Origin of the sequence: Ewingella americana (genome assembly GCF_006438725.1) — a bacterium.
GTDB lineage: Bacteria > Pseudomonadota > Gammaproteobacteria > Enterobacterales > Enterobacteriaceae > Ewingella > Ewingella americana_A.
Genome location: NZ_RCZD01000004.1, coordinates 141,201 through 159,961 on the forward strand (window position 1 = coordinate 141,201; position 18,761 = coordinate 159,961).

26 protein-coding genes and 2 tRNA genes are annotated in these 18,761 nt (G+C 46.0%); 8 read left to right on the forward strand and 20 right to left on the reverse strand.

All coding sequences use genetic code 11. The features are described from left to right. Positions 1-40: 40 nt before the first annotated feature. Both EAH77_RS08695 and EAH77_RS08700 read right to left on the reverse strand, forming a co-directional pair. Complete coding sequence (locus EAH77_RS08695) at positions 41-685, reverse strand: hypothetical protein (RefSeq protein WP_140471742.1); 645 nt, start codon at positions 683-685, stop codon at positions 41-43. 305 nt (positions 686-990) lie between these two features. After that, a complete protein-coding gene (locus tag EAH77_RS08700; RefSeq protein ID WP_140471744.1) occupies positions 991-1,296 on the reverse strand; it encodes a hypothetical protein in 306 nt (101 codons plus the stop codon). Positions 1,297-1,432: 136 nt separating this feature from the next. Between EAH77_RS08700 and EAH77_RS08705 the strand changes: the two genes are divergently transcribed. Continuing rightward, complete coding sequence (locus tag EAH77_RS08705) at positions 1,433-1,642, forward strand: hypothetical protein (protein ID WP_140471746.1); 210 nt, start codon at positions 1,433-1,435, stop codon at positions 1,640-1,642. Positions 1,643-1,663: 21 nt separating this feature from the next. Here EAH77_RS08705 and EAH77_RS08710 read toward each other — a convergent pair whose 3' ends face one another. The 4 genes from EAH77_RS08710 to EAH77_RS08725 all read right to left on the reverse strand — a co-directional run bounded on the left by EAH77_RS08710 (position 1,664) and on the right by EAH77_RS08725 (position 3,313). After that, positions 1,664-2,164 (reverse strand): lysis protein, encoded by a 501-nt coding sequence (locus EAH77_RS08710; protein WP_140471748.1) that lies wholly within the window; start codon positions 2,162-2,164, stop codon positions 1,664-1,666. Next, positions 2,154-2,687: a lysozyme gene (locus EAH77_RS08715; protein ID WP_140471750.1), complete on the reverse strand. Its 534-nt coding sequence runs from the start codon at positions 2,685-2,687 to the stop codon at positions 2,154-2,156. The genes EAH77_RS08710 and EAH77_RS08715 overlap by 11 nt, the downstream gene beginning before the upstream one ends. A gap of 2 nt (positions 2,688-2,689) precedes the next feature. Next, a complete protein-coding gene (locus tag EAH77_RS08720) occupies positions 2,690-2,908 on the reverse strand; it encodes a phage holin (RefSeq protein WP_140471753.1) in 219 nt (72 codons plus the stop codon). A gap of 153 nt (positions 2,909-3,061) precedes the next feature. Then, the gene (locus EAH77_RS08725) at positions 3,062-3,313 is read right to left on the reverse strand and encodes a hypothetical protein (RefSeq protein ID WP_140471754.1); all 252 of its coding nucleotides are present in this window, start codon (positions 3,311-3,313) and stop codon (positions 3,062-3,064) included. A 163-nt stretch (positions 3,314-3,476) separates the two neighbouring features. Here EAH77_RS08725 and EAH77_RS25780 point away from each other — a divergent pair, with 163 nt between their 5' ends. Further along, positions 3,477-3,641 (forward strand): ECs_2282 family putative zinc-binding protein, encoded by a 165-nt coding sequence (locus EAH77_RS25780; RefSeq protein WP_431306759.1) that lies wholly within the window; start codon positions 3,477-3,479, stop codon positions 3,639-3,641. Positions 3,642-4,689: 1,048 nt separating this feature from the next. On the opposite strand, the gene EAH77_RS08735 is transcribed toward EAH77_RS25780, so the two are convergent. The 6 genes from EAH77_RS08735 to EAH77_RS08760 form a co-directional block, all read right to left on the reverse strand. After that, positions 4,690-5,733: a DNA-methyltransferase gene (locus EAH77_RS08735; protein WP_140471756.1), complete on the reverse strand. Its 1,044-nt coding sequence runs from the start codon at positions 5,731-5,733 to the stop codon at positions 4,690-4,692. Between the two features lie 221 nt (positions 5,734-5,954). Further along, positions 5,955-6,338: a hypothetical protein gene (locus EAH77_RS08740; RefSeq protein ID WP_140471757.1), complete on the reverse strand. Its 384-nt coding sequence runs from the start codon at positions 6,336-6,338 to the stop codon at positions 5,955-5,957. Positions 6,339-6,729: 391 nt separating this feature from the next. Next, positions 6,730-6,897, reverse strand: coding sequence for a hypothetical protein (locus EAH77_RS25130; protein ID WP_161985784.1), 168 nt, complete (start codon positions 6,895-6,897; stop codon positions 6,730-6,732). Between the two features lie 545 nt (positions 6,898-7,442). Continuing rightward, a complete protein-coding gene (locus tag EAH77_RS08750; protein WP_140471759.1) occupies positions 7,443-7,661 on the reverse strand; it encodes a hypothetical protein in 219 nt (72 codons plus the stop codon). A gap of 312 nt (positions 7,662-7,973) precedes the next feature. Next, positions 7,974-8,048: transfer RNA gene (locus tag EAH77_RS08755), tRNA-Gly, on the reverse strand. Positions 8,049-8,050: 2 nt separating this feature from the next. Then, positions 8,051-8,127 (reverse strand) — tRNA-OTHER (locus tag EAH77_RS08760). 465 nt (positions 8,128-8,592) lie between these two features. On the opposite strand from EAH77_RS08760, the gene EAH77_RS08765 reads away from it, so the two are divergent. The 3 genes from EAH77_RS08765 (at position 8,593) to EAH77_RS08775 (ending at position 11,532) form a co-directional block, all read left to right on the forward strand. Further along, positions 8,593-8,985 carry a hypothetical protein gene (locus EAH77_RS08765; RefSeq protein WP_140471760.1) on the forward strand — a complete coding sequence of 131 codons (393 nt, stop codon included), beginning with the start codon at positions 8,593-8,595 and terminating at the stop codon, positions 8,983-8,985. Positions 8,986-9,173: 188 nt separating this feature from the next. Next, complete coding sequence (locus tag EAH77_RS08770; protein WP_140471761.1) at positions 9,174-10,325, forward strand: nucleoid-associated protein; 1,152 nt, start codon at positions 9,174-9,176, stop codon at positions 10,323-10,325. Next, the gene (locus EAH77_RS08775; RefSeq protein WP_140471762.1) at positions 10,318-11,532 is read left to right on the forward strand and encodes a hypothetical protein; all 1,215 of its coding nucleotides are present in this window, start codon (positions 10,318-10,320) and stop codon (positions 11,530-11,532) included. The genes EAH77_RS08770 and EAH77_RS08775 overlap by 8 nt, the downstream gene beginning before the upstream one ends. On the opposite strand, the gene EAH77_RS08780 is transcribed toward EAH77_RS08775, so the two are convergent. From EAH77_RS08780 to EAH77_RS08815, 8 genes are all read right to left on the reverse strand, one after another. Then, on the reverse strand, positions 11,515-11,877 hold the full coding sequence (locus tag EAH77_RS08780) for an antiterminator Q family protein (protein ID WP_140471763.1): 363 nt from the start codon (positions 11,875-11,877) through the stop codon (positions 11,515-11,517). The genes EAH77_RS08775 and EAH77_RS08780 overlap by 18 nt on opposite strands. A gap of 14 nt (positions 11,878-11,891) precedes the next feature. Then, entirely contained in the window at positions 11,892-12,914 is a 1,023-nt protein-coding gene (locus EAH77_RS08785) for a DUF968 domain-containing protein (RefSeq protein ID WP_140471764.1), read from the reverse strand. Beyond that, the gene (locus tag EAH77_RS08790; protein WP_140471765.1) at positions 12,911-13,093 is read right to left on the reverse strand and encodes a hypothetical protein; all 183 of its coding nucleotides are present in this window, start codon (positions 13,091-13,093) and stop codon (positions 12,911-12,913) included. The genes EAH77_RS08785 and EAH77_RS08790 overlap by 4 nt, the downstream gene beginning before the upstream one ends. Continuing rightward, positions 13,090-13,629, reverse strand: a complete 540-nt coding sequence (locus EAH77_RS08795) for a phage N-6-adenine-methyltransferase (RefSeq protein WP_140471766.1) — start codon at positions 13,627-13,629, stop codon at positions 13,090-13,092. Before EAH77_RS08795 ends, EAH77_RS08790 begins: the two co-directional genes overlap by 4 nt. After that, positions 13,626-14,636: a conserved phage C-terminal domain-containing protein gene (locus tag EAH77_RS08800; protein WP_140471767.1), complete on the reverse strand. Its 1,011-nt coding sequence runs from the start codon at positions 14,634-14,636 to the stop codon at positions 13,626-13,628. The genes EAH77_RS08795 and EAH77_RS08800 overlap by 4 nt, the downstream gene beginning before the upstream one ends. After that, a complete protein-coding gene (locus EAH77_RS08805; RefSeq protein ID WP_347237666.1) occupies positions 14,633-14,755 on the reverse strand; it encodes a DUF4222 domain-containing protein in 123 nt (40 codons plus the stop codon). Before EAH77_RS08805 ends, EAH77_RS08800 begins: the two co-directional genes overlap by 4 nt. Positions 14,756-14,992: 237 nt before the next feature. Next, positions 14,993-15,514 carry a YmfL family putative regulatory protein gene (locus tag EAH77_RS08810; protein WP_140471768.1) on the reverse strand — a complete coding sequence of 174 codons (522 nt, stop codon included), beginning with the start codon at positions 15,512-15,514 and terminating at the stop codon, positions 14,993-14,995. 19 nt (positions 15,515-15,533) lie between these two features. Beyond that, positions 15,534-15,749 (reverse strand): Cro/CI family transcriptional regulator, encoded by a 216-nt coding sequence (locus EAH77_RS08815; RefSeq protein WP_140471769.1) that lies wholly within the window; start codon positions 15,747-15,749, stop codon positions 15,534-15,536. 98 nt (positions 15,750-15,847) lie between these two features. Between EAH77_RS08815 and EAH77_RS08820 the strand changes: the two genes are divergently transcribed. The 3 genes from EAH77_RS08820 to EAH77_RS08830 all read left to right on the forward strand — a co-directional run bounded on the left by EAH77_RS08820 (position 15,848) and on the right by EAH77_RS08830 (position 18,498). Continuing rightward, positions 15,848-16,492 (forward strand): LexA family protein, encoded by a 645-nt coding sequence (locus tag EAH77_RS08820; RefSeq protein ID WP_140471770.1) that lies wholly within the window; start codon positions 15,848-15,850, stop codon positions 16,490-16,492. 153 nt (positions 16,493-16,645) lie between these two features. After that, a complete protein-coding gene (locus EAH77_RS08825) occupies positions 16,646-17,077 on the forward strand; it encodes a hypothetical protein (RefSeq protein WP_140471771.1) in 432 nt (143 codons plus the stop codon). An 893-nt stretch (positions 17,078-17,970) separates the two neighbouring features. Beyond that, the gene (locus EAH77_RS08830) at positions 17,971-18,498 is read left to right on the forward strand and encodes a hypothetical protein (protein ID WP_140471772.1); all 528 of its coding nucleotides are present in this window, start codon (positions 17,971-17,973) and stop codon (positions 18,496-18,498) included. The last annotated feature ends 263 nt before the right edge of the window (positions 18,499-18,761 follow it).

An 18,761-nucleotide genomic window follows, 5' to 3' on the forward strand; every position in this document is an offset into this window, starting at 1 on the left:
CTTCACCTGGCTCCGATAGAAAAATCGGAGCCTCATTTGATTATTTTGCTGTCTTCAATGCCTCATTGATGGCCTTGCTCAGCGCTCCCGGCATAAGCGCTGCTGCCATCTTCTCGGCTCTATCCATATATCCGAGCGTGGGTTTAACTGGCAGTGCATCACCGAACCGAATCAGCAGTTTTGGCATAGGGGCCTTCTCTCGGACGCGGTGTGTACCATTAGCTGACCGTTTCTGGCGTTTCTTCCCTTTCTTGCCCTTCTTTTTCTTTACTCGCTGCCACACGCCATTAATGCCATCAATGTCGCCAATGAACACATCAGGCTTTGCTTTGAGTTGAGATAGCTTATTGCGAGTCAGGTTGCCGTACTTGTTGAGCTTGATATCTTTCGGATTAAGCAGAGCCTGGCCGTTGAGTTTGTGCACACCGCCAAACTCGAACGGTTCCAGATATCCGGCTGCAATGTCACGAACATAAACTTTCGCTGTCAGGTTGTCCCGTCGCGATCCAACAAAGCCAACAGAGTTAACCGTGAAGGGTGTCGGATTCTCAAGCTTGCGCTGGAAAGCTGTTTTCTCTGCCGCTGCTATCTGCCTGGCCACACTGGTCAACGCCTGTGCAGTGGCAAAAGGAATTTGTTTCTTTAACGACTGGAGTTCTGCAGAGAGAGCTTTGATGTCTGCCACGGGTCACCACTTGAAATTTCTTCAATGTGCTTGTTTTCACCAATCTCAGGCATAGGATTGATCTCGATATTACACACAGCAATTAGGGAAAAAATGAAAAAGATAATCTTTGCTTTACTCGCTTTAGCGCTGTCACTTCCAATGTCTTCAATGACATTTGCAAAAGGTGGTCATTACTACCCGAGCCATGGTTCATCACATAAAGGAGGCAAGTACCACAATCCAAGTACCGGCAACCATTACATCAAGAAGCATTAATCACTGATATTTTGAGCCACCTTATTATTGGTGGCTCTGGTAATAGCTTAGAGATATTTCTTAGCCAGCTCTTTCAGTTCGTCTTTTGCTGCTTCGCCCAACTGAGCAACGCCGCTTTCAACAAAGGTCAATGCAGCTTCGAAATCAGCCACACCTGCTTTAATTTCCTCAATAGGTGTCGGTGCTGACTGTGTCACTGCTACTGCGGGTTGGGCTACTGTGCCATCTATTAACGGTTCTGACATGATATTAACCTCTGGGGTGGTTAGGGGTTTAGCCGCTTGGTCTGTTACTGGGAGTGGTGTGTAAAAAATGCTTATCAACCATGCGAAGATGGTTTTTAAAGTCGTCATATTTTAGCCTTCTGACACTTGAAACGTTTCCTACCGTTGAACACTTGGTTTCTGTCTATAAACAATCTCTTGATCTCAGAATTTAAACCGCGCTAAATTTAGTTGCTTTTTACCTTCATACGATGAGGAATTCCCCATGAGTAAAGTAAAAGCAGCAAGCTTTAAAGAAGCCCAGGAAGCTCTTTCGACTGGAGAGAAAATCCAAGTAGAACTGGCTTTTGATATCACTACTGACGAATTTTTTACTCTGGCAACGCAGTGGTGTGACAAAGGAGCAAAAATCAAAAAAGGTGATGAGCATTTCACTATTTACAGAAAAAACTTCTTCATACCACCAAATGACTAAAACCTTTAATTAATAACCTGATCACCTCTGTCTGGCCTCTAAGTTTTTCGCCTGTTTCTGCAGAGCCAGAATGTATGCCTGCAATCCTGCTATTTGCTTTGTTGCAGTTTCGATTCGCTCTCTGAGGGTGAAATAATTTGATTGAGCGGCGTCAGTAAGTCTGGCGGTGGCTGCATCATCCACGATGGCGGTGGTGCCGGTTTTGGACACTCGCTTGGGGTTACACGTGGCGTTGACGTGCAGCTGCTTAGTACCGGAATCAACAGCGACACGCAAATCGCCAATGTTTTTTTGCGCATCAGATAACTCCTGAATGTATTTTGCATCAATATCTGCGACGGCCTGTTGCTGTTCCGCCATCGAGTTGATTGTCATTAGGCGCGTATCGGCAAGGGCAGTAGCGACTGAAATTTCTTTTTGCTGGCTTATCGTCTTGCCGTAGTAGTGAAACGCAGCCCACATCAGGGCGCCGATTAGCGCCGATATCAGCACAGTGAGCACGGCAGCGGTTTTATTGACCATCAAGCCCCCAGCATGTCAGCTCACTTTCCTGATCCCGTCGCTCCACCTGGCCGTAACAATTATTTGACCTGATATTGCAGTCTTTACCGCCGTCATGTACCCAACGCTTTATTTCCGCACACGCACCCAATAAGTCGCCAGCGTTCAGCTTCCGGTAGAACGTGGATGTAAAACATTTCGCCGGGCCGATATTCCATGGGCAGAATGACGCGATCCCGACCTTTTGCGGCTCAGTCAGTGGAACGTGAACATTTTTATTCACCCACGCCAGCGCCTTGGCCTGCTCAGCTTTATCGATGCCAGCACATTGTGTTTGAGTGAGACGCATACCTTTAAAAACGGGTTTTCCGTTCACGCTGGTGACGCCGCCGCAGATTGTCCATTTGCCACCCTGATCCTGATAAGCAATCAGGCTGGTTCCCTCTTTCTCTTTCTGAAACTGAGCCATCATCACCGGAGCTGAAGCACCGGTTGCAATTAGAGCCAGCATTGCAGCACTGAGTTTCGTCTTCAGATTTGCCATGGTTAGTCCTCATCGCGGCGGATCATGTTGTTCTTCCGATCCCATATCTTGAAACCGACATTTATAATGCAAGTTAAAAATGCGAAGAACAGACCGCCCAACACACCAATGGCCGTCCATTGTTCAGGGTTAAATGAATTCAGCAGGCTATAAAGCCAGAAGCCGGCGTTGCCACCCGCTGCACCGTAAGCAATGCCGGTGGTTAATTTGTCCATTCGCATAGTCTCCCCCTCCGGTCGTCCGGTTGGGTGCGTAGTCGTGAGAAATTTAGCGGCGAAGTCAGTTTGCGGAAAGGTGAATGGTTAGCTGATTGACTGGCCGCCAAAACGAAAAAGGCCACCCGAAGGCAGCCTTATAATGATTGTGATGGACTACTAATTGATCATGCCCATCGCTTTTGCCCACTCCTCTACTTGGGAGCGAGAAATAAATTTTACTGCCTCAGGCTCATATGGACTTGGCCCCTTCACGATTAATGCAATGCAGGGGAACTGCTCAGGCATCTGATGTAATAGCTCTCTTTCCAGCTCATCTGGTTCAAAGACAGATAAAGAATCATCGGCAATACCAAAAAATTCTCTCTCCATCCAAGTTCTGTATTCATATTCATTACGTAGCAACGTCATAGCCCCTCCTTTTATCCAAAAGGATAGCAGGGAATCAGCTATTAGAGTCAGCGTCTGTCCGCTTATTCCTGTATCTGATATCGTTAAATCGCCAAAAGTAACCACAGCAGATATGAGGAATTATTGATGAGCAATGTCAACTTTAAATGCCCTGGCTGCGATCATGACTTGGTCGTACGCAGCAGTGTCGAAATCAAAGGTACAGGATATTGAAGGGACTACTTGCAATCACTGCAATAGGACTATTCATAAGAACGATCTTGTTAAGCAAGCCAGTGGCCATGCCGAAAAGCTCGTCAGAGATATGATCGGGAAACACTTCAAGTAAGCGCTCTAGCTTCTCTTCTATCAAGCTGGTATCTGCTGAGATGGATGCCAGCCTATTTTTTAATTCCATACCGACTCCAGAAGCATCAAACCCACACATTGGTAGGTTCGTTTAATATTCGTTTTTTTTCAAAAAAGAAGTGTATTTGCGCTGTGTCAATTGCTACCAGCATGGAATGAACTTAATTTCACTTAAAAAATATTTTAATTTTTAAACTTTTCGAGCTAGCTTAGCTCGTGATGTTGGCCTACTGTTGGCAGCCTCACTTACAGTCTGGATCGTAAGTGAGGCTTTTTTCATACATCAGATGGCTTTGTTGAATAATTCGGGTTTAGATAAACCCCGCCCCTATCAGTCATTTTCTCAGGCAATCCGTTTGCGAAAAAATGAATGGTTAGCTGATTGACTGGCCGCCAAAACGAGAAAAGGCCGCCAATTTGGCAGCCTTACAGAAGTCATTTATATTGACGTTAATAATCAATATATGGATATCAAATGAAGAAAATTATCTTTGTGGCACTAATATTAGCCAGCTTCTCAAGCGCGGCTGCCTATGAAAATTGCAGAGTGGCTAACGGATCTGTAATGAGCTGTGCCGGCTGGGCTCAGTCAGGCTCTGAACCCGTGCTACAAGCTGATGGCTCTTATCACGAATGCACTATAAGTAATGGGCAAGTAACCAGCTGTAGAGGATGGTATCAGGGATCAGCCGCCATTATGCGAGATGGTAGTTACCACAGTTGTTCAATATCAAACGGACAAGTAATGAGTTGCGGTCCCTGGTACCAGGGTGATGCAATCATCGGACGTTGAAACGAAGAAACCTTATCGCTGTTGCTGCCTTCCACGAATTGAGGGCATAAAAAAAGGCCGCCCACAGGCAGCCCTTAATTTAACTTAAAAAATGCTTAAATATTACCCACAAAAGATGTATGGTTTTATTTTCCCTGGTGTTGGCCGAAGATTGGCTGCCTCATCTACTGTTCGATGCAGAGGTGAGGTTTTTTTGGCCACATATTAGCAAAAAAAAGATAGAACTCAATAGCTCTCAATTTTTCGAGAATATTTCTTCCAACGTCTGATTATAACGTTCCTCTTCGAGTTCCACGCCCAGCGCGAAACGGCCCAGCTTGATTGCTTCTTTTATCGTGGAACCAGATCCCATGAAAAAATCAGCAACTACATCGCCCGGTCGGCTGCTGGCGTTGATGATATCTCTCATCATCCCCGCTGGCTTTTCGCACGGATGTTTACCGGCATAATACGGGACCGACTTATAAGTCCATACGTCAGTAAACGGTACTGCTGATGACACGGTGAATGGCCGGCGCAATCGCTTATGTTCATCCACCAGCTCCGCATACTGCCGAGATAGCGAATGATATTCCTCAACCAACTGGTGGTGAGGAAGGTCCAGCTCTTGCCGGGCATGTTTTTCCCGCGCTACCCGATTAAATAATCCCTGAAGCGCTAAATAGTCTCCCCCACTGGGCAATTGCCACTGGCTTTCACTGAACCAGTGCGACGCCATCTTCTTTCCGGTTGCCTGGTGAATGTCTTTCGACGTGATCCCCAACGCTTTACGTGCATTGCTGAAATATTCCACCAGCGGCTTGAGGGTATTCTTGCGCTGTTCCTGGCGCTTCGAGGAATAACTTGATGTTTTACCTCTATACGGTCCGCTGTAGTGCTCAGCGAAGAGGATCCGTTCAGTGGCCGGGAAATATGCCCTCAAGTCCTCTTTGTGCTGTCTGTTCCAAGGCCCGGAAGGTTTGGCCCAGATGATGTGATTGAGAATTTTGAAGCGCTCACGCATAAGCAGCTCGGTATCAGCTGCCAACCGTGACCCGCAAAATACATACAGGCTGCCAGAGGGTTTCAGTACTCGCCAGAACTCCGCAAACATCTCATCGAGCCAGGCAAGGTACACTGATTCGTCTGGCCACTGATTATCCCACTTACATGACTTAACCCTGAAATACGGGGGATCCGTTGCTATCAGGTCAATGCAGTCATCAGGTAAGGTTTTGATGTATTGGAGTGAGTCAGCACAAATTAAATTTATACTGTTTAAATTCACAGTGTTTTTCATAGATCAGAGACGCCCTTTTTGATAGGCTCCATTTGCTGTGTGCACATCAGCAATGGGCCTCGGTTCGCTCGTGACCAACTAACGGGCGAATGGCGTGCAAGATGTTAACAGCATCATGTTCGCCGCCCATTCCACAAACAATTAAGCCCTGGCAGATGCCGGGGCTTTTCTTTGGGATTAAAAAGGCCGCCTAATGGCAGCCTTAAATGATTTTTTATATATTACATACCTTTATCTTTTTGGAGCCTTGCCATCACGTTCTTAAGGCAGACTGACATCATTCTTTCCTTAAACATGTCTTTGCCATCAGCATATGTATAGGTTTTCATCCCTTTAATCATTTTCCTGAAACCGTCTGCACCTTGGATGGATACTTTCTCATAGTCATTCTCATCGATTCCAAAATCAGAGTATGAATAACCCATCGACTTAAAATTCTTCATGGCATTTTTGACAATTCTCGATATGTCATCTTCCGTCGAGCCTGCCTTATCACTTATTTGCCATTCAGTATTGCACATATCTTGACTGGCTTTATCTGGGCTAGTGATTTGTCCGAATGCGGGAGATGCAGCCAATATCAGTAAGGGGATTAGATACTTCATACTTCCTCCATGATAACGAGTAAGCATGATATTCCATGACGCATAAAACACAAAGACGCATAGTATGCGAACTAAGCAATGAGAAGCAGTTCCGCTTATCAACCCCCCCACCCAAAAGACAGGTAGCCATCAGCGAGAGACGCACGGTGATCACCGATACCTCCTTGGACATTGATAAGCCCTTATCGCTGTTGCTGTCCTCACAACCGAATTGAGGGCATAAAAAGGCCGCCTAAGCGACCTTCTGGTTCTTTTTCCTTCCGAGACTCTATCTCGCGAAGCACTGCCAGTTCTATTTCTCTGCCAAATCTGACTCTCTCATCTTCCGTGATATTGGCCCTACACTCCAAAGCCAATATTTGTCCTGTCGTAAAAACTCTCAATAACAACCTCACATATTGTCGTTGAGCTTTGTTATGCAATCCTGAATGACTTCAGCAAGCGGCGAGTATTCACCATCCTCTTCTATTCGTATTGCTTCAAGAGCTGCATTCATCTCGCCGATAGCGCGCTGAAGCGCCTGATATTGTAGTGTCTGTATTATTGTTACGTCGCCCATTGCAACCTCGTCTTAGTCACTCGTCAAAGTATCAGTGGCAGGTGGTGACGATGCCGCTTTTCGGGAGCTACCCTAGCCACTGATGACCTTATCACAGGCACTCAGTGAATGATGCCTACTCAGCCCGCAGGCTGAATTTCAAAGTAGTATTCCTTGCCCTGCTCGAACTGGTTGAATGCTTCAGGGTTTGAAATATGCATCTGAATCTGTCCGCCTCGTGTGAACTTGGACCAGGCTTCATTTTCATGGCTGTACCCGTGGCCGGATCAGACATAAGCCCTCCTGTTTTTGTTGTGTACTCCATTGAGGGCAAATTGTTTTATCTCTTTAGTCAATGCGTCATTATTATGGTGGTGTGCGCCGATCTCACACTTCACGGCCCAGGCTTTACCCAAACCGATCATGGCAGGATTTTTAATCCTCTCTGTTCTCTCACCGCAAAAACATAAAGCCCCGCGATGTGCGAGGCTTTATGTTTTTTGTGGGTAATTCCTAGTTTTTTCAATATGGTCATGCACTACCCAGGACTTTATACAGGCTAATTATCACTTTCTTTTGCCACAAGTCTGATAATCAATTACCTGTCCAGAATCAGACCCCCAATCAGGCTTATTGCCAGTAACAATAGCTCTCTGTTCTTCTTTGCTTTCACATTGATTTAAACTAGGAAAAGCGCGAGTGGGGGCAACACTCATCCCCACATTAGAAATGTTGGAACATCCTGAAATGATTAACATAAAGGAAATTGAAATTAATTTTTTCAACGTAGTCCCCACTGAAACGCAATTTACTAAACTTGGTCACAGTCAATAAATTAGCAGATTTTTAGATGAAAGAACCAGTCAGAGTTATCGCAGAGTTGACAGAACGTTGTGCCGTTTTACTGTCACATGATGTGCACCATCTGAAAACGCAAAAAACCGCACTAGGCGGGTTTTGTTTAACATTCGACTGAGAGCTGAGAATGTGAAGGTTGGGATCGATAAAAAATATCTTTGTTTTACCCAGCCCTCAGACGAATGTACCCTTCAGTTACTCCTTGGTTATCCCATTTTCGAAAACTGAAAAGCATTATTTGGAGCGGTCAGCGGGGATCGAACCCGTATCATCAGCTTGGAAGGCTGAGGTAATAGCCATTATACGATGACCGCATTGGCCCGCCACCGAGGCCTCGAACCTCGCTCCTACAACATAAAGGTTATTGGCTCTAACCAACTGAGCTAGCGGCGGTATATAAAATCTCGCTGTGCTTGCATCATCTGGCTCATCTGGCGGTGCGCAGAGCGAAGAAGAGAAATGCTACTCTTCTAAATTGACTCTCACAACCCTGATGTCTGAACTTTACATTACTATATTAATCTTGCACTTATAGAAAATACGCAAACCTAATTGCCACACTCTCACAGTGGCCGCGCTCATGCCCTTGAGTTGCTGTCGCATCATGCCGCTGATAACCGGTGCGCGTCTGGCTGTCGCACTGCTCTACCGGAGCTAATTCCCTTATTAACCCTCACAACGGATAGCTAATCCTGCTCGCCATTACACGACTCGGGGCAGCATCATTACTGCTGCATTGGCTGACGCCTGCGGTCTACCCGTTTACTGGTGCATTTTCCAATCCTCCAGAAACGACAAAGCCCCGGCGAGTGCCGAGGCTAATAAAATCATGAGTAATGCACTACAGAAAGATAAATTTTGCTTAAAGTATTTCGCAACTTATCCGATAATTCATTCACCACTGTAAAGCAAGGGTTATCAAAAGTGACTAATCAAGTAAAGCACGAGGGAAAATGTCCTGAATGTCGTAAAACAATAATGCCCATCATTGAAGAAAAAAATAACTTGAGAAGAGACAAATGCTCATGCCCTAAGTGCCATGCCGTTCTTTATGTATGCCGCAGCCCAGGGTGTGATGACTATGCCTTAGGTAGTGATCTGTATGACAATGAATTCTGTCCGGCTTGTACCAAGGCAATGGCAACTAAGACAGGTGAAGTTCTAAGCGAGGTAAAAGACCACGCGCTGCCGATTGTGCTTACTGTTATTGGCGGGGTTCTTGCAGCAAAATTTAGCGGCGAAAAAGAGTAATGTTCGCAGGCTGCTTTTGCTATGCATAACCAGAAGCGAAAAAAACCCGCCGGAGCGAGGTTCTGAGATTGTCTAAGCTTTGTGACTACGTGACCACTCTTAACAGATTACAACAACTTTTGCGTACGCGTTAATATTTTATTACTCTTTTAGATACACAGCTTTTTATAACATGGATCGAACATAATATGAGCAATATTTCCATAGAGCACGTTATCGTTCATGAGTTAATCAAGGAAGCACAAAAAGATTTCAATCACTCAAAACGCTATAATCTTCGAGATTCTGAACTAGACAAATTAAATCCAATCGTTCAACAATTAGTCGATGGCGTAGTCGAATTGTATGGTTCCCGTGGTAACTTAGCCCATCATGGAGCGTTTAAGACCGACCCTACCAAAAGGGGGCCTGTCCCAGACCTTTTCACTGCGTATCATTCAGCACCAAACTCCAATACAGTTGCCTTCATTGAACTTACAAAAGAGGTCATGAAACAAATGTACGAGGAGGCAAGGAACCAGATATGGTCTTCCGGCGGATATGTGGTGTTTACTGACTATAAGCATCAAGGCTTTCGCTACCTTTTAGTCACTATGATTAAGAAGAAAAATGGTGTCACTATAAGTGAAAATTTGAATCCAGAAGAAATGATGCATTTAGAGTTAAACTATATAAATCAAGCAGCTCGTATTAATTTTTATCGGTACCATGAATATCTTGAAGCTGACGAAGCTAAACGCGAAGAATTAAATTACTTAAGCTTTATAAGCAAAACAAATGGGCAGTCTGCATCAGCATACTTTATCGCGGCCCTTGGGTGTAATAAAGGAATGGCTTCAGCAGGGGCAACTCGTAAATTGCCAAATGAAATTAGAAAATTTTTTAGAAAAAACCCAGAACTGCTCCCTCAGGCTGATGAATTTAGAAATAAGATAATAAAATACCTTGAAAGGCAACATGATGCTAATGTACCTGCAAGTCTGACGGATGTAGAAGCAATTGCTTTTGAACAAATGTCTCTACTCGATGAAGATAAAAGGGATGAACTATTAAAAGGGATGATGAGTCATCTTAATAGTGAAGCAGTAGGTATACCTACAGACTTCGTTGTAAACAAGGGTTCGCTTGATAAACTCAGGAAGGTTGCCTATAAAACACCTTTATTTAGTTTCAATTTCGATAAAGAATTGCTTGGAGATAATGCTGATGCAAGAATATACTATAATGATGAAACAGGAAACCTTAGCTTTAACAAGCTACCTGAAGAGGCAAAAACAAAAATAAGGTTGGCTCTTAAAGAAAAAAATAAAATAGTTGACACTGAGGAAGATAGTGAATAGCTTAAAAACTGTTGTTGACTTGTATAGATTATCAGCTTTCCCTGACTATGATGGGGAAAGCTTTTCTGCATCTATAGATTATACGCTCCAGTCTCAAGAGTTAATTAAAGTTATTTTATCAGGGAATTTCTCTTACGGTAAATTTACCGAGCTGGAAGTTGATGATAATGAAATAGAAACCATTGATGAACTCCCAGAAGAAGGCCAATTATTAGAGTTTACCTTTTTGGTAAGTCAATCCAGTGCTAAACGCTTTTATCTATCCGCCAAGGAATTCATTAAAGTCAATACGTTAATGCGCGGTAAAGTTCCAGATCAATATTACTTAATCGACTTGGATTACTTCCCCGATGAACAAACTAAACCTGAGCCTGTTAATAAAATTGAAGCCATATGCGGACTCATCAAGTCCCTATCAAAATTGTCACATTTCCACGACATGAAAAATAATGGGAATTCAGACTCATATCGATTGGTTTTCATTCTCCACTCCGAGTCAAAATCGTCCTCTGCAGTCATTGAAACAATATTTTCGGAAGAATTATTAAATTATGACAGGATAGATATTTCTTTAATTAATTCTTTAGTAGCGATAAAACCTAGCAGTGACCTTCATTATGATGAAAAAATAAACACCTTCCGGAATACACTGATTGAATACATTAATTCCTCAGAAATTAAATTTTGTGACGTGGTCAAAAACTGGGGTTTAATTTGCCAATTATATAGCAATAACTTAGCTGTATACATGTCTGCATTTTCGTTTCAAAAAGCAAGAAAGGAAATTGCAGAAACCGAGATTGAATATGCTGATAAGATATCCAAAATAACAACTGAGATAGCCAATAAAGCCCTGGCAATTCCTATATCCCTTATTGGTTCCATAGCAATTTATCAGCTAAATGGCAAAGTAGAAATTTACATTACTCTTTTCGGGTTAATTTTCACGAGCATTATAATTTCACTTATCATTTTCTCACAGAAGAAACAACTAAATAGAGTTGATCACGCTAAGGATATAGTATTTTCTTCCATTGAACATGGAATGCACGATGACACATCAGACCTTAAAAATAAACTGAAAGAAGCGAAATATGGATTAAAAAGAAACGTGAAGTTTTGTCGCAGAGTTCTGGATTTCTTAATTTATTTAGCTTGGGTGCCAGTATATGTAGGCACCCTGATTTTACTAAATAAATTCCTGTAATTTATTTACCATTGAAAGAACCCCTTCAATAAATCCTGTCGCGGTTTGCATCTCTTTTCTTATTGTGCCATCTGAGCATTTTCTTCTTTTCGCTATCGCCCTTAGCGACATATTAAATACATAGTGCAGAATAACTAATTCATACTCTTCAATCCTATATTTTTTTAGACGTGCCACGCAGCCATCAATCATGATTCCTTCATCATCACAGCACTGTTGCCGAGATCTAGATGTTTGAGGAAGTAGCCCCTTGAATCCGGCAGCTATCGGCGAGAAGTCTATCCCGCTATTATCACTGGCAGCCCAAGCACCCCAAAGTTCTAAAGTCTCATGAATATCACGCATTATTCTCTCCACACTTATTTTGCTCTGCCTGTAGCGATAACACCCATCGCCAGCGCGCTATCTATTGCCTTCAGTGCCAGAACTGCCTGGCTGCCATTCTCTTCTTCCCAAGCTGACGTATTCGCGTGTAATGCGTCGTGGCACCGCCTGCACAGCGGGATCACGAACATGTCATGCGACTTTGTGGCCATACCACCCAGCCCGTAGCCGGTGATGTGGTGCGGGTCGTCTGCCTGGTTCCCGCAGCCGCAGCATGGCTGGCGCTTAACCCACTGCGTATAATTTGGATTTACCCAGCGGCGGCGTTTAGGGCGAAGCATAAAGGACTCAGGCGTCTCCGGATCAACGGCTATATACAGCACAGCCTTAACTGTTTCAGCGCGTTCTGTCAGCACTTTCACCGGCGGCTCCTCGGGTACTATGTCCGATTCACGGCCAACGGACTTAATTGCCTCTGCGGGGCGCCAGCGCAACGCATGGCGGGCTGCAGCGTCAGGCATTAAATCGAGAACGCCGTAAAGAAACGCCCACCAGCACAGTTCATAAAAACTCAGCTGGTGGCCTTTCGGTAGACGAAATACACGCATGGCCACGCTAACTATCCACTCAGCGCGGTTTTGGTTCGCCAGGCGGTCAAGCTCATCAAGAATATGCTCTCTGAACTTACTTTCATGATGCCAACACAGGCGCACCGCGCTTGTACCGTAATCCAGAGTATCGAGGTTCTTGTCATGGAAACTGTCGTCGCCAAGTTCCCACTGGCAGGTTTTAATGCGCTGAAGCCACTCCTTCAGAGCCGACATTCCACCAGCGGCATTGATCACCCTTTCGTTCGAGAAAAAAGGCTGCAGCCGCTGATCATCAACTAACGACTGAGAGACGGCAGCAACCTTACCGTTTGGTAGGTCTGCCAGCTCATCAGGCACTGTACTGATCAACAGCCGCTTGTGGCCAAACAGCCCCATGAGGTCAGCACCAGGCGTAAAGATGGCAACACCGGCCGCGTTCTGTGGGTATGGTGTCAATAATGCTCTCACGCAGCGTTTTCCTTTTTCTGACACAAAAGATCATCGTTTAAATCGATGAGGCTTTTAAGGAGGCTATCAGCGAATTCCTTCGCTTCCGTGTAGTCACTGGGAGATAGTTCACCCAGTGGAGAAGCGGCTTGCAGGTAACCGCGGTAGGAGGAAAGCCAGAGGTTTTGTTGTTCGTTCACGCTGCCACCTCCTGCAAATAGCCGGCGCCGGTGCTGATCAGGTCATCACGCGAAACTGTGGTGAACTGGCCGCGCGGTTTAATGAATGGCCGCCAGATGACCAGCATGCTGCCCTTGCTGTTGCCGTTCTTACCCGGCTTTCCGGTACCGGCATTGATGAAGGACAGGCGGCCATCAGTGATAAAGCGAATTTCGTCTGCGGTCGTCAGCGCCAGCGAGAACCAGCCAGTTGAGGTGTCGGCCGGAAGCAGCATCACAACCGGCTGATTTTGGATGCGACACTGCGCCGCTGCCTGCTCAACCCATGGGGTGATCGCACTGTATGGCGGGTTACACCAGATAGCACCGTAGCTCTCCCACTCAGCGGTAAGAGCATCATCGGCTTCGGTGAGGTACCGGGCACAAAGCGCGTTCTGGTGGTCGGCAGCGGCATCCAGATAAAAACCAAACTCCAGATCTAGGGCGGTGAAAACATCAACCGGCGTCTGCCAGCGGTCTTTGTGCTCGACTAGGGTGTTACTGGCGAATTCATTCATGCTGTTGTCCCCTGCTGCTGGCGCTGCGCGCAGTCTTTCCAAACCCGGTTCCACGTGGTGATGGCGAAGTCACTGCGCATGCCACGAACGTTGGCCTTGCTGGCTTCTGTACAAACCTGCTTTTCCAGTTCGCTCGGCGCTTTGGTTCCCGCAATACCGCTGATGAACCGACGGTAAGCCATGTCGCGCTCTGCGGTATCTACGGGCACATCACCGCCGCGATCCCACTTCCCATTTTTGCGGGCTGGACGGCCAGCACGACTCCAAGCGTTAGCACCTTCCAGATAGCCAGGGAATTTCGAAGGCTGGAACAGCGTAGACGGACGAAGGTATTCAGCCATTTCCAGATCGCCGCCCCACTTGGCATGCATGTAATCAACGGTCAGTTGCTGCTCTTCAACCGTGAAACCGTCGCGCAGTCTGGCGCGGATGTTGTCTAGCGAGGATTTGCTGACCTGATAGCGTGAGCCAGTGATTTGGTTCAGGTAGTTCAGAACCTGTTTAGCCTGATCAGTAATTTCAACCTCGCCGTCGGTCTGCGCAGCAGGCTGACAAAGGGTTTTATTATCTGATGGATCTTGTTTTGAATTTACTAACGGATCCCCCCCAGATTCTGGCGGGTGAAAACCAGTATTTTTTGCAGATTTTGATGCGTCGGATTTTGACCGGTCAGAATTTGATGCGTCAGATTTTGATGTGTCAGAATCTGACGGGTGAGCAGCAGCACGAAGCTTCGCAATATTCAGCTGATACATGTTCGATGTATTGCGGTTCCCCTTCCGCCGTTGGGTGCTGGTGATCCAGCCGTCAGCCTCAAGTTTACCCAGCGTAGTGCGCACAGTACTTTCGCCGGCACCCAGCTGGCGGGCAATGGTTGTTATTGATGGCCAGCAAAAACCTTCGTCGGAACTGAAATCAGCAAGGCGCGCCATTATGGCCACCGCCGATATTTTCAAACCGGCAGCAGCGCAACCATCCCAGACGTATGCGGATAACTTAACGCTCATAACAGCCTCGTGAACTTATCTTTGAATCGCTTAACGGGGTACGCGCATTCGTGTTCATACCTTTCGCGCATATAGATAACGCGGTCTCCGGGTCTGTCATATCCCACGACGTGGACCACAATGCCCCGCCAATCTTTGTAACGCCTGTCCAGCGGTTCGATTTATTCAGACATGCACTTACCTTCCGACTATGCTCGAGCAAATAACCTACCCACCACGCGGCGAACTGGTAGTTGCAGGCCGACCAGCAGCCACCTATCATCACTTCATACGACAAAGAGCCTGTGGTACCGCCAGTTGCTAAACAGCGTATTTGCGGAACGCCAGCCTTTATGAGTAAACTGTTCATGCGTTGATTACTCCACACGTTTAGTTAATGCACCCGACGCCCGGACCTGCACAGTCTGGGCGTCAACCTTTCCGGCTTTTGACTTCTTACCAAACAAAGCAATTACTGCCCGAACCTCTGCATCACGCGCTGCTAAATGGCGTTGATGAAACTTCATGATCTCTTCTGCCTCTGCCGTATCAATCACACCATCTTCCAGCGACGCCTGAATAATCATGTCAACATGGCCACGATGCGCCGCTGTGCGCATGCTCTTACTGAACAGTTCTACCTGGTCGAGTTCTTCGAGTTGCGGGATATCAACAAACAGGCCACCGCGACGTTGGGCGAAATATTCAGCCATGTACGTTGTACCGCTCAGGTCCTCCATTGCTTCCAACTCAGAAACTTCAAAAAAACGACAGCCATTCTTTTCATACAGGTTGTTGTTGAATTGCGTTTCGGTCATTCCCAATCCACCAGCCATCGCTGAACGCCCGCCGGGGAATGCCTTACACATCGCTTTTACTACTGATTTCACGTCTACCATTTCTCTTATCCTTGGGTAGTTATGGGTGTGCGCCAGAGGTGATAGTCTTTTCGTATAGTGCGGGGTCATATTTCAATTTACCGTTGGTTCTATATGCAGCTTCAGCGGCTCGTCCTTTAGGGATCAATTGGCCTGGGCGCTTTCGCCACAAGTAGAACGCCTCTGGGGAAATCCCAAAAAACTCAGCAACCTTGCTCGGTTCGCCAAAGTAGTTTTCAAGGTCATTCGTCGTCATAACACCTCCCGATATCTAAGTTAATTTAGATAATATTATTTAATTTTATTTATATCAATAAAAACTAAAATAACTTAGGTTCATTTAGAGGATGAGAAATGCTTACCCAAGGGCAGCGGATAAAAAATCTGCGAAAAGATAGAAAATTGACGCAGGTCCAGGTTGCGAAAGCACTTGGTGTCAGTGATGTAACCATTGGCTATTGGGAGAGAGACCTAAACGAGCCTGGTGGGAAATCGCTTAGCAATTTAGCAGCATTCTTTGGTGTGTCTGAATCCTTCATTCTTTACGGGAAAGAAGAAGAATCGAACATAATTCCCGCCTCATTTGGCACACGCCAGATTCCCATCATCAGCTATGTACAAGCGGGTATATGGACATCGGAGTCGGATGCACATGACCTTGAAGGGAATGTTGACTATATCCTTACTGACATCGGATTATCACCACGCTCCTTTGCACTCAAAATTAAGGGTAAATCAATGGAGCCCGACTTTACTGAAGGTGATTTAATCATTGTCGATCCTGAAATTGGCCCACTTCCCGGCGATTATGTTGTTGCGAAAAACGGTGAGCATGAAGCCACTTTTAAAAAATATCGTGCACGGGGAGTTGATCCGCAAGGCCATGAAATTTTTGCACTTGTTCCGCTTAATGATGACTTTCCGACAAAATACTCAGATCAAGAAACAATTTCCATCATTGGAGTAATGGTCGAACACCGAAAATTTAGACGCCGCTAATTCGTTCCCTCTAATTTCCTCGAAAGTCCCTGTCTCCAACTAAAAACTAAATATATTTAGTTTTTAGTGTTGATTTATAATCTAAGTTAATTTAGATTTATTCCATCGTTTGCAAACAACGGCAAGAACACTGTAGCTCAATGAGGTATCAGAATGGATAAGCAAGAACCGAAAATTATTGCAGGCGATCTGAGTAATGAAGAGTTGCTCGGCTGGATGCGCGGAAAAATATCTGCGGTGCGTGAATTGCAGGTTCAGAACGAAGCCAAACGTGAACTTCTTGAGCGTTTGAAATTCACTGAAGATCGGATTGCTGAGCTGTCACCTCTGGCCACGATTGAGGTTTTACAGCAGGAAGAATTGGCGCATGACGAATTCAACGCGCCAACCGAAGGGATGATCACCATTGATAAAGCTCTATTTAAACAGCTTCTTCAACTGGTCCTCAATCTTCCTGATCTGGGCAGTCATCTTGCTACTGTCCACGTTGATTCGGGACCCACAGCGGCAGGTGAAGTGTTTATTAGTCTTGAGCCAAGCGATTTTCTTCTTCGTCTTAGCGCCGCACTCGGGGCATGCAGGTAGTTCAATTTCGTGGTTATCGAGTTTAGACATTCGAAAGACCTTCTTGGTTGTGTGAAAACACCAAGATACCACCGCCGCCTGAGGTGGAAAAGTTAGCCAGGCACACAACGGCAAGAACACTGGGGTGATGGCCACCTAACCGGGTTAACCTCTGAAAGCACAGTTGGACCAGTGTTCTTCCCGGTGTGATGTGTACGAGCGTACTGCACCGCAGGCGGGAGGAAGACTGGAAATCGGCTGGGCGTCCACCATAACGCCAATACCAAAACCAAGCGGCCAGAAGTAAGCAGGGGTAGCGCCCTGGAGTCACAACCCAGCACGAACCGTTGTGAGCAATCGCAACCGGAGTGGAAACAGCCATAGACGGCTGACAGCCGGAACAAACGGATAGACCAAATGAAACCGGATGAGGTCGATAAACTAAATCACGACGTGGTGCCAGCCTCCCTAGCGTAGAGCTGTGGCAGCCGGGAAAGACCGGCAAAGTCCAGACGATATTTGAGTGACTTAAAAAAATAGATGGGAGCCAGTGGAAGCCTGGCACACAACAAGTAAGAGCATTGCACCGGATATGTGGCCAACACTCAAGTTACTCCAGTACCGGTAGTTATGAGGCCGAAGAACCGACGTAACGGGCAACGTGGCGCAAGGTGGTCAAAGGCAGTGCTCTTTCTGCTGCGGCAAGCATTCGGTGATGGTCGGGTCAGTGCAGCCTTAAATGCCCTGACTCGCCGGGGCATTTAGTGAAACGTTATTACTGAAATTTAATTGCCACAACTGGCAAGGGATTCACTCACGCCGAAATCTGGAAAGGGCTATTTCATGAAACTTGATATCGCATATTTCTTTGTTATCGGCGTGGTTATGGCAATCACTTATTTAGGAATACAGCCATGAAATCGACACTGAGAACTAACAGCTATTCAGCAGCAATGTTTATGTCGTGGGTGCTGAGCCAGGGGATATTAACTTGCCCGTTCCCTAATGTTCACCCCACCAATGCGCGTGAATTCTCCAACTGCTACAGCATGCTGAAAGACTTTCCTCTGTTGGCTACTGAGCTGAAGAGAATGTCCATATATTCCCGAGAATGGCGGGCCGTCGTTCAGCACTGGGAGAAGTGGAGGGAATTCATACTCGACGGGCGACATGCCGAATTATCAGAGCTCATGGCTGTGGCTTTTATCCAATTAAGTGCTCCGGCTGCACATCGCGCTGCTGATATTTATAAACGGACAACCGGCCCTAAGCGTCGAAATAATCGCGGCGGGCATGGCCAGTGCCAACTTTCAGAAGACGATAAGGCATTCATCAAGCAATCACTGGGGCGCCTGTCGCTTAAGCGCATTGCCGCAGTATTGGATCGGCCTTACTCCACCATAATGAGAAACGCGAAATTACTGCAGGGAGAGCATCCATGAGAAATATCGAACTTGTCGGCTACCTCAATACGATGTCCGGTCTCACGTATAGATGCTCGAGCACTTTCTGTAGATGAAATAGATGAATGTATCGATGAAGAAATCTCTTGTTGGAATGACTAATCATGACTAAGGCGCAGCGTTCTGCTTTAGTCGGTAGGGCTTACGTGAAAAGAATGGTGCACCTGTGGTTTGTGCCAGTTGAGTTTGCTTCCTCAATGCCACCAGCAGCAAAAATTCCCTGGTGGCGGGCTGGAAATTAT

What these genes read in the sequence shown, in the direction of transcription:
- EAH77_RS08700 (WP_140471744.1), bottom strand. Translation starts at nt 1,296, where the DNA reads ATGACGACTTTAAAAACCATCTTCGCATGGTTGATAAGCATTTTTTAC.
- EAH77_RS08705 (WP_140471746.1), top strand. Translation starts at nt 1,433, where the DNA reads ATGAGTAAAGTAAAAGCAGCAAGCTTTAAAGAAGCCCAGGAAGCTCTT.
- EAH77_RS08710 (WP_140471748.1), bottom strand. Translation starts at nt 2,164, where the DNA reads ATGGTCAATAAAACCGCTGCCGTGCTCACTGTGCTGATATCGGCGCTA.
- EAH77_RS08715 (WP_140471750.1), bottom strand. Translation starts at nt 2,687, where the DNA reads ATGGCAAATCTGAAGACGAAACTCAGTGCTGCAATGCTGGCTCTAATT.
- EAH77_RS08720 (WP_140471753.1), bottom strand. Translation starts at nt 2,908, where the DNA reads ATGCGAATGGACAAATTAACCACCGGCATTGCTTACGGTGCAGCGGGT.
- EAH77_RS08725 (WP_140471754.1), bottom strand. Translation starts at nt 3,313, where the DNA reads ATGACGTTGCTACGTAATGAATATGAATACAGAACTTGGATGGAGAGA.
- EAH77_RS25780 (WP_431306759.1), top strand. Translation starts at nt 3,477, where the DNA reads ATGACTTGGTCGTACGCAGCAGTGTCGAAATCAAAGGTACAGGATATT.
- EAH77_RS08735 (WP_140471756.1), bottom strand. Translation starts at nt 5,733, where the DNA reads ATGAAAAACACTGTGAATTTAAACAGTATAAATTTAATTTGTGCTGAC.
- EAH77_RS08740 (WP_140471757.1), bottom strand. Translation starts at nt 6,338, where the DNA reads ATGAAGTATCTAATCCCCTTACTGATATTGGCTGCATCTCCCGCATTC.
- EAH77_RS25130 (WP_161985784.1), bottom strand. Translation starts at nt 6,897, where the DNA reads ATGGGCGACGTAACAATAATACAGACACTACAATATCAGGCGCTTCAG.
- EAH77_RS08770 (WP_140471761.1), top strand. Translation starts at nt 9,174, where the DNA reads ATGAGCAATATTTCCATAGAGCACGTTATCGTTCATGAGTTAATCAAG.
- EAH77_RS08780 (WP_140471763.1), bottom strand. Translation starts at nt 11,877, where the DNA reads ATGCGTGATATTCATGAGACTTTAGAACTTTGGGGTGCTTGGGCTGCC.
- EAH77_RS08795 (WP_140471766.1), bottom strand. Translation starts at nt 13,629, where the DNA reads ATGAATGAATTCGCCAGTAACACCCTAGTCGAGCACAAAGACCGCTGG.
- EAH77_RS08800 (WP_140471767.1), bottom strand. Translation starts at nt 14,636, where the DNA reads ATGAGCGTTAAGTTATCCGCATACGTCTGGGATGGTTGCGCTGCTGCC.
- EAH77_RS08810 (WP_140471768.1), bottom strand. Translation starts at nt 15,514, where the DNA reads ATGGTAGACGTGAAATCAGTAGTAAAAGCGATGTGTAAGGCATTCCCC.
- EAH77_RS08815 (WP_140471769.1), bottom strand. Translation starts at nt 15,749, where the DNA reads ATGACGACGAATGACCTTGAAAACTACTTTGGCGAACCGAGCAAGGTT.
- EAH77_RS08820 (WP_140471770.1), top strand. Translation starts at nt 15,848, where the DNA reads ATGCTTACCCAAGGGCAGCGGATAAAAAATCTGCGAAAAGATAGAAAA.
- EAH77_RS08825 (WP_140471771.1), top strand. Translation starts at nt 16,646, where the DNA reads ATGGATAAGCAAGAACCGAAAATTATTGCAGGCGATCTGAGTAATGAA.
- EAH77_RS08830 (WP_140471772.1), top strand. Translation starts at nt 17,971, where the DNA reads ATGAAATCGACACTGAGAACTAACAGCTATTCAGCAGCAATGTTTATG.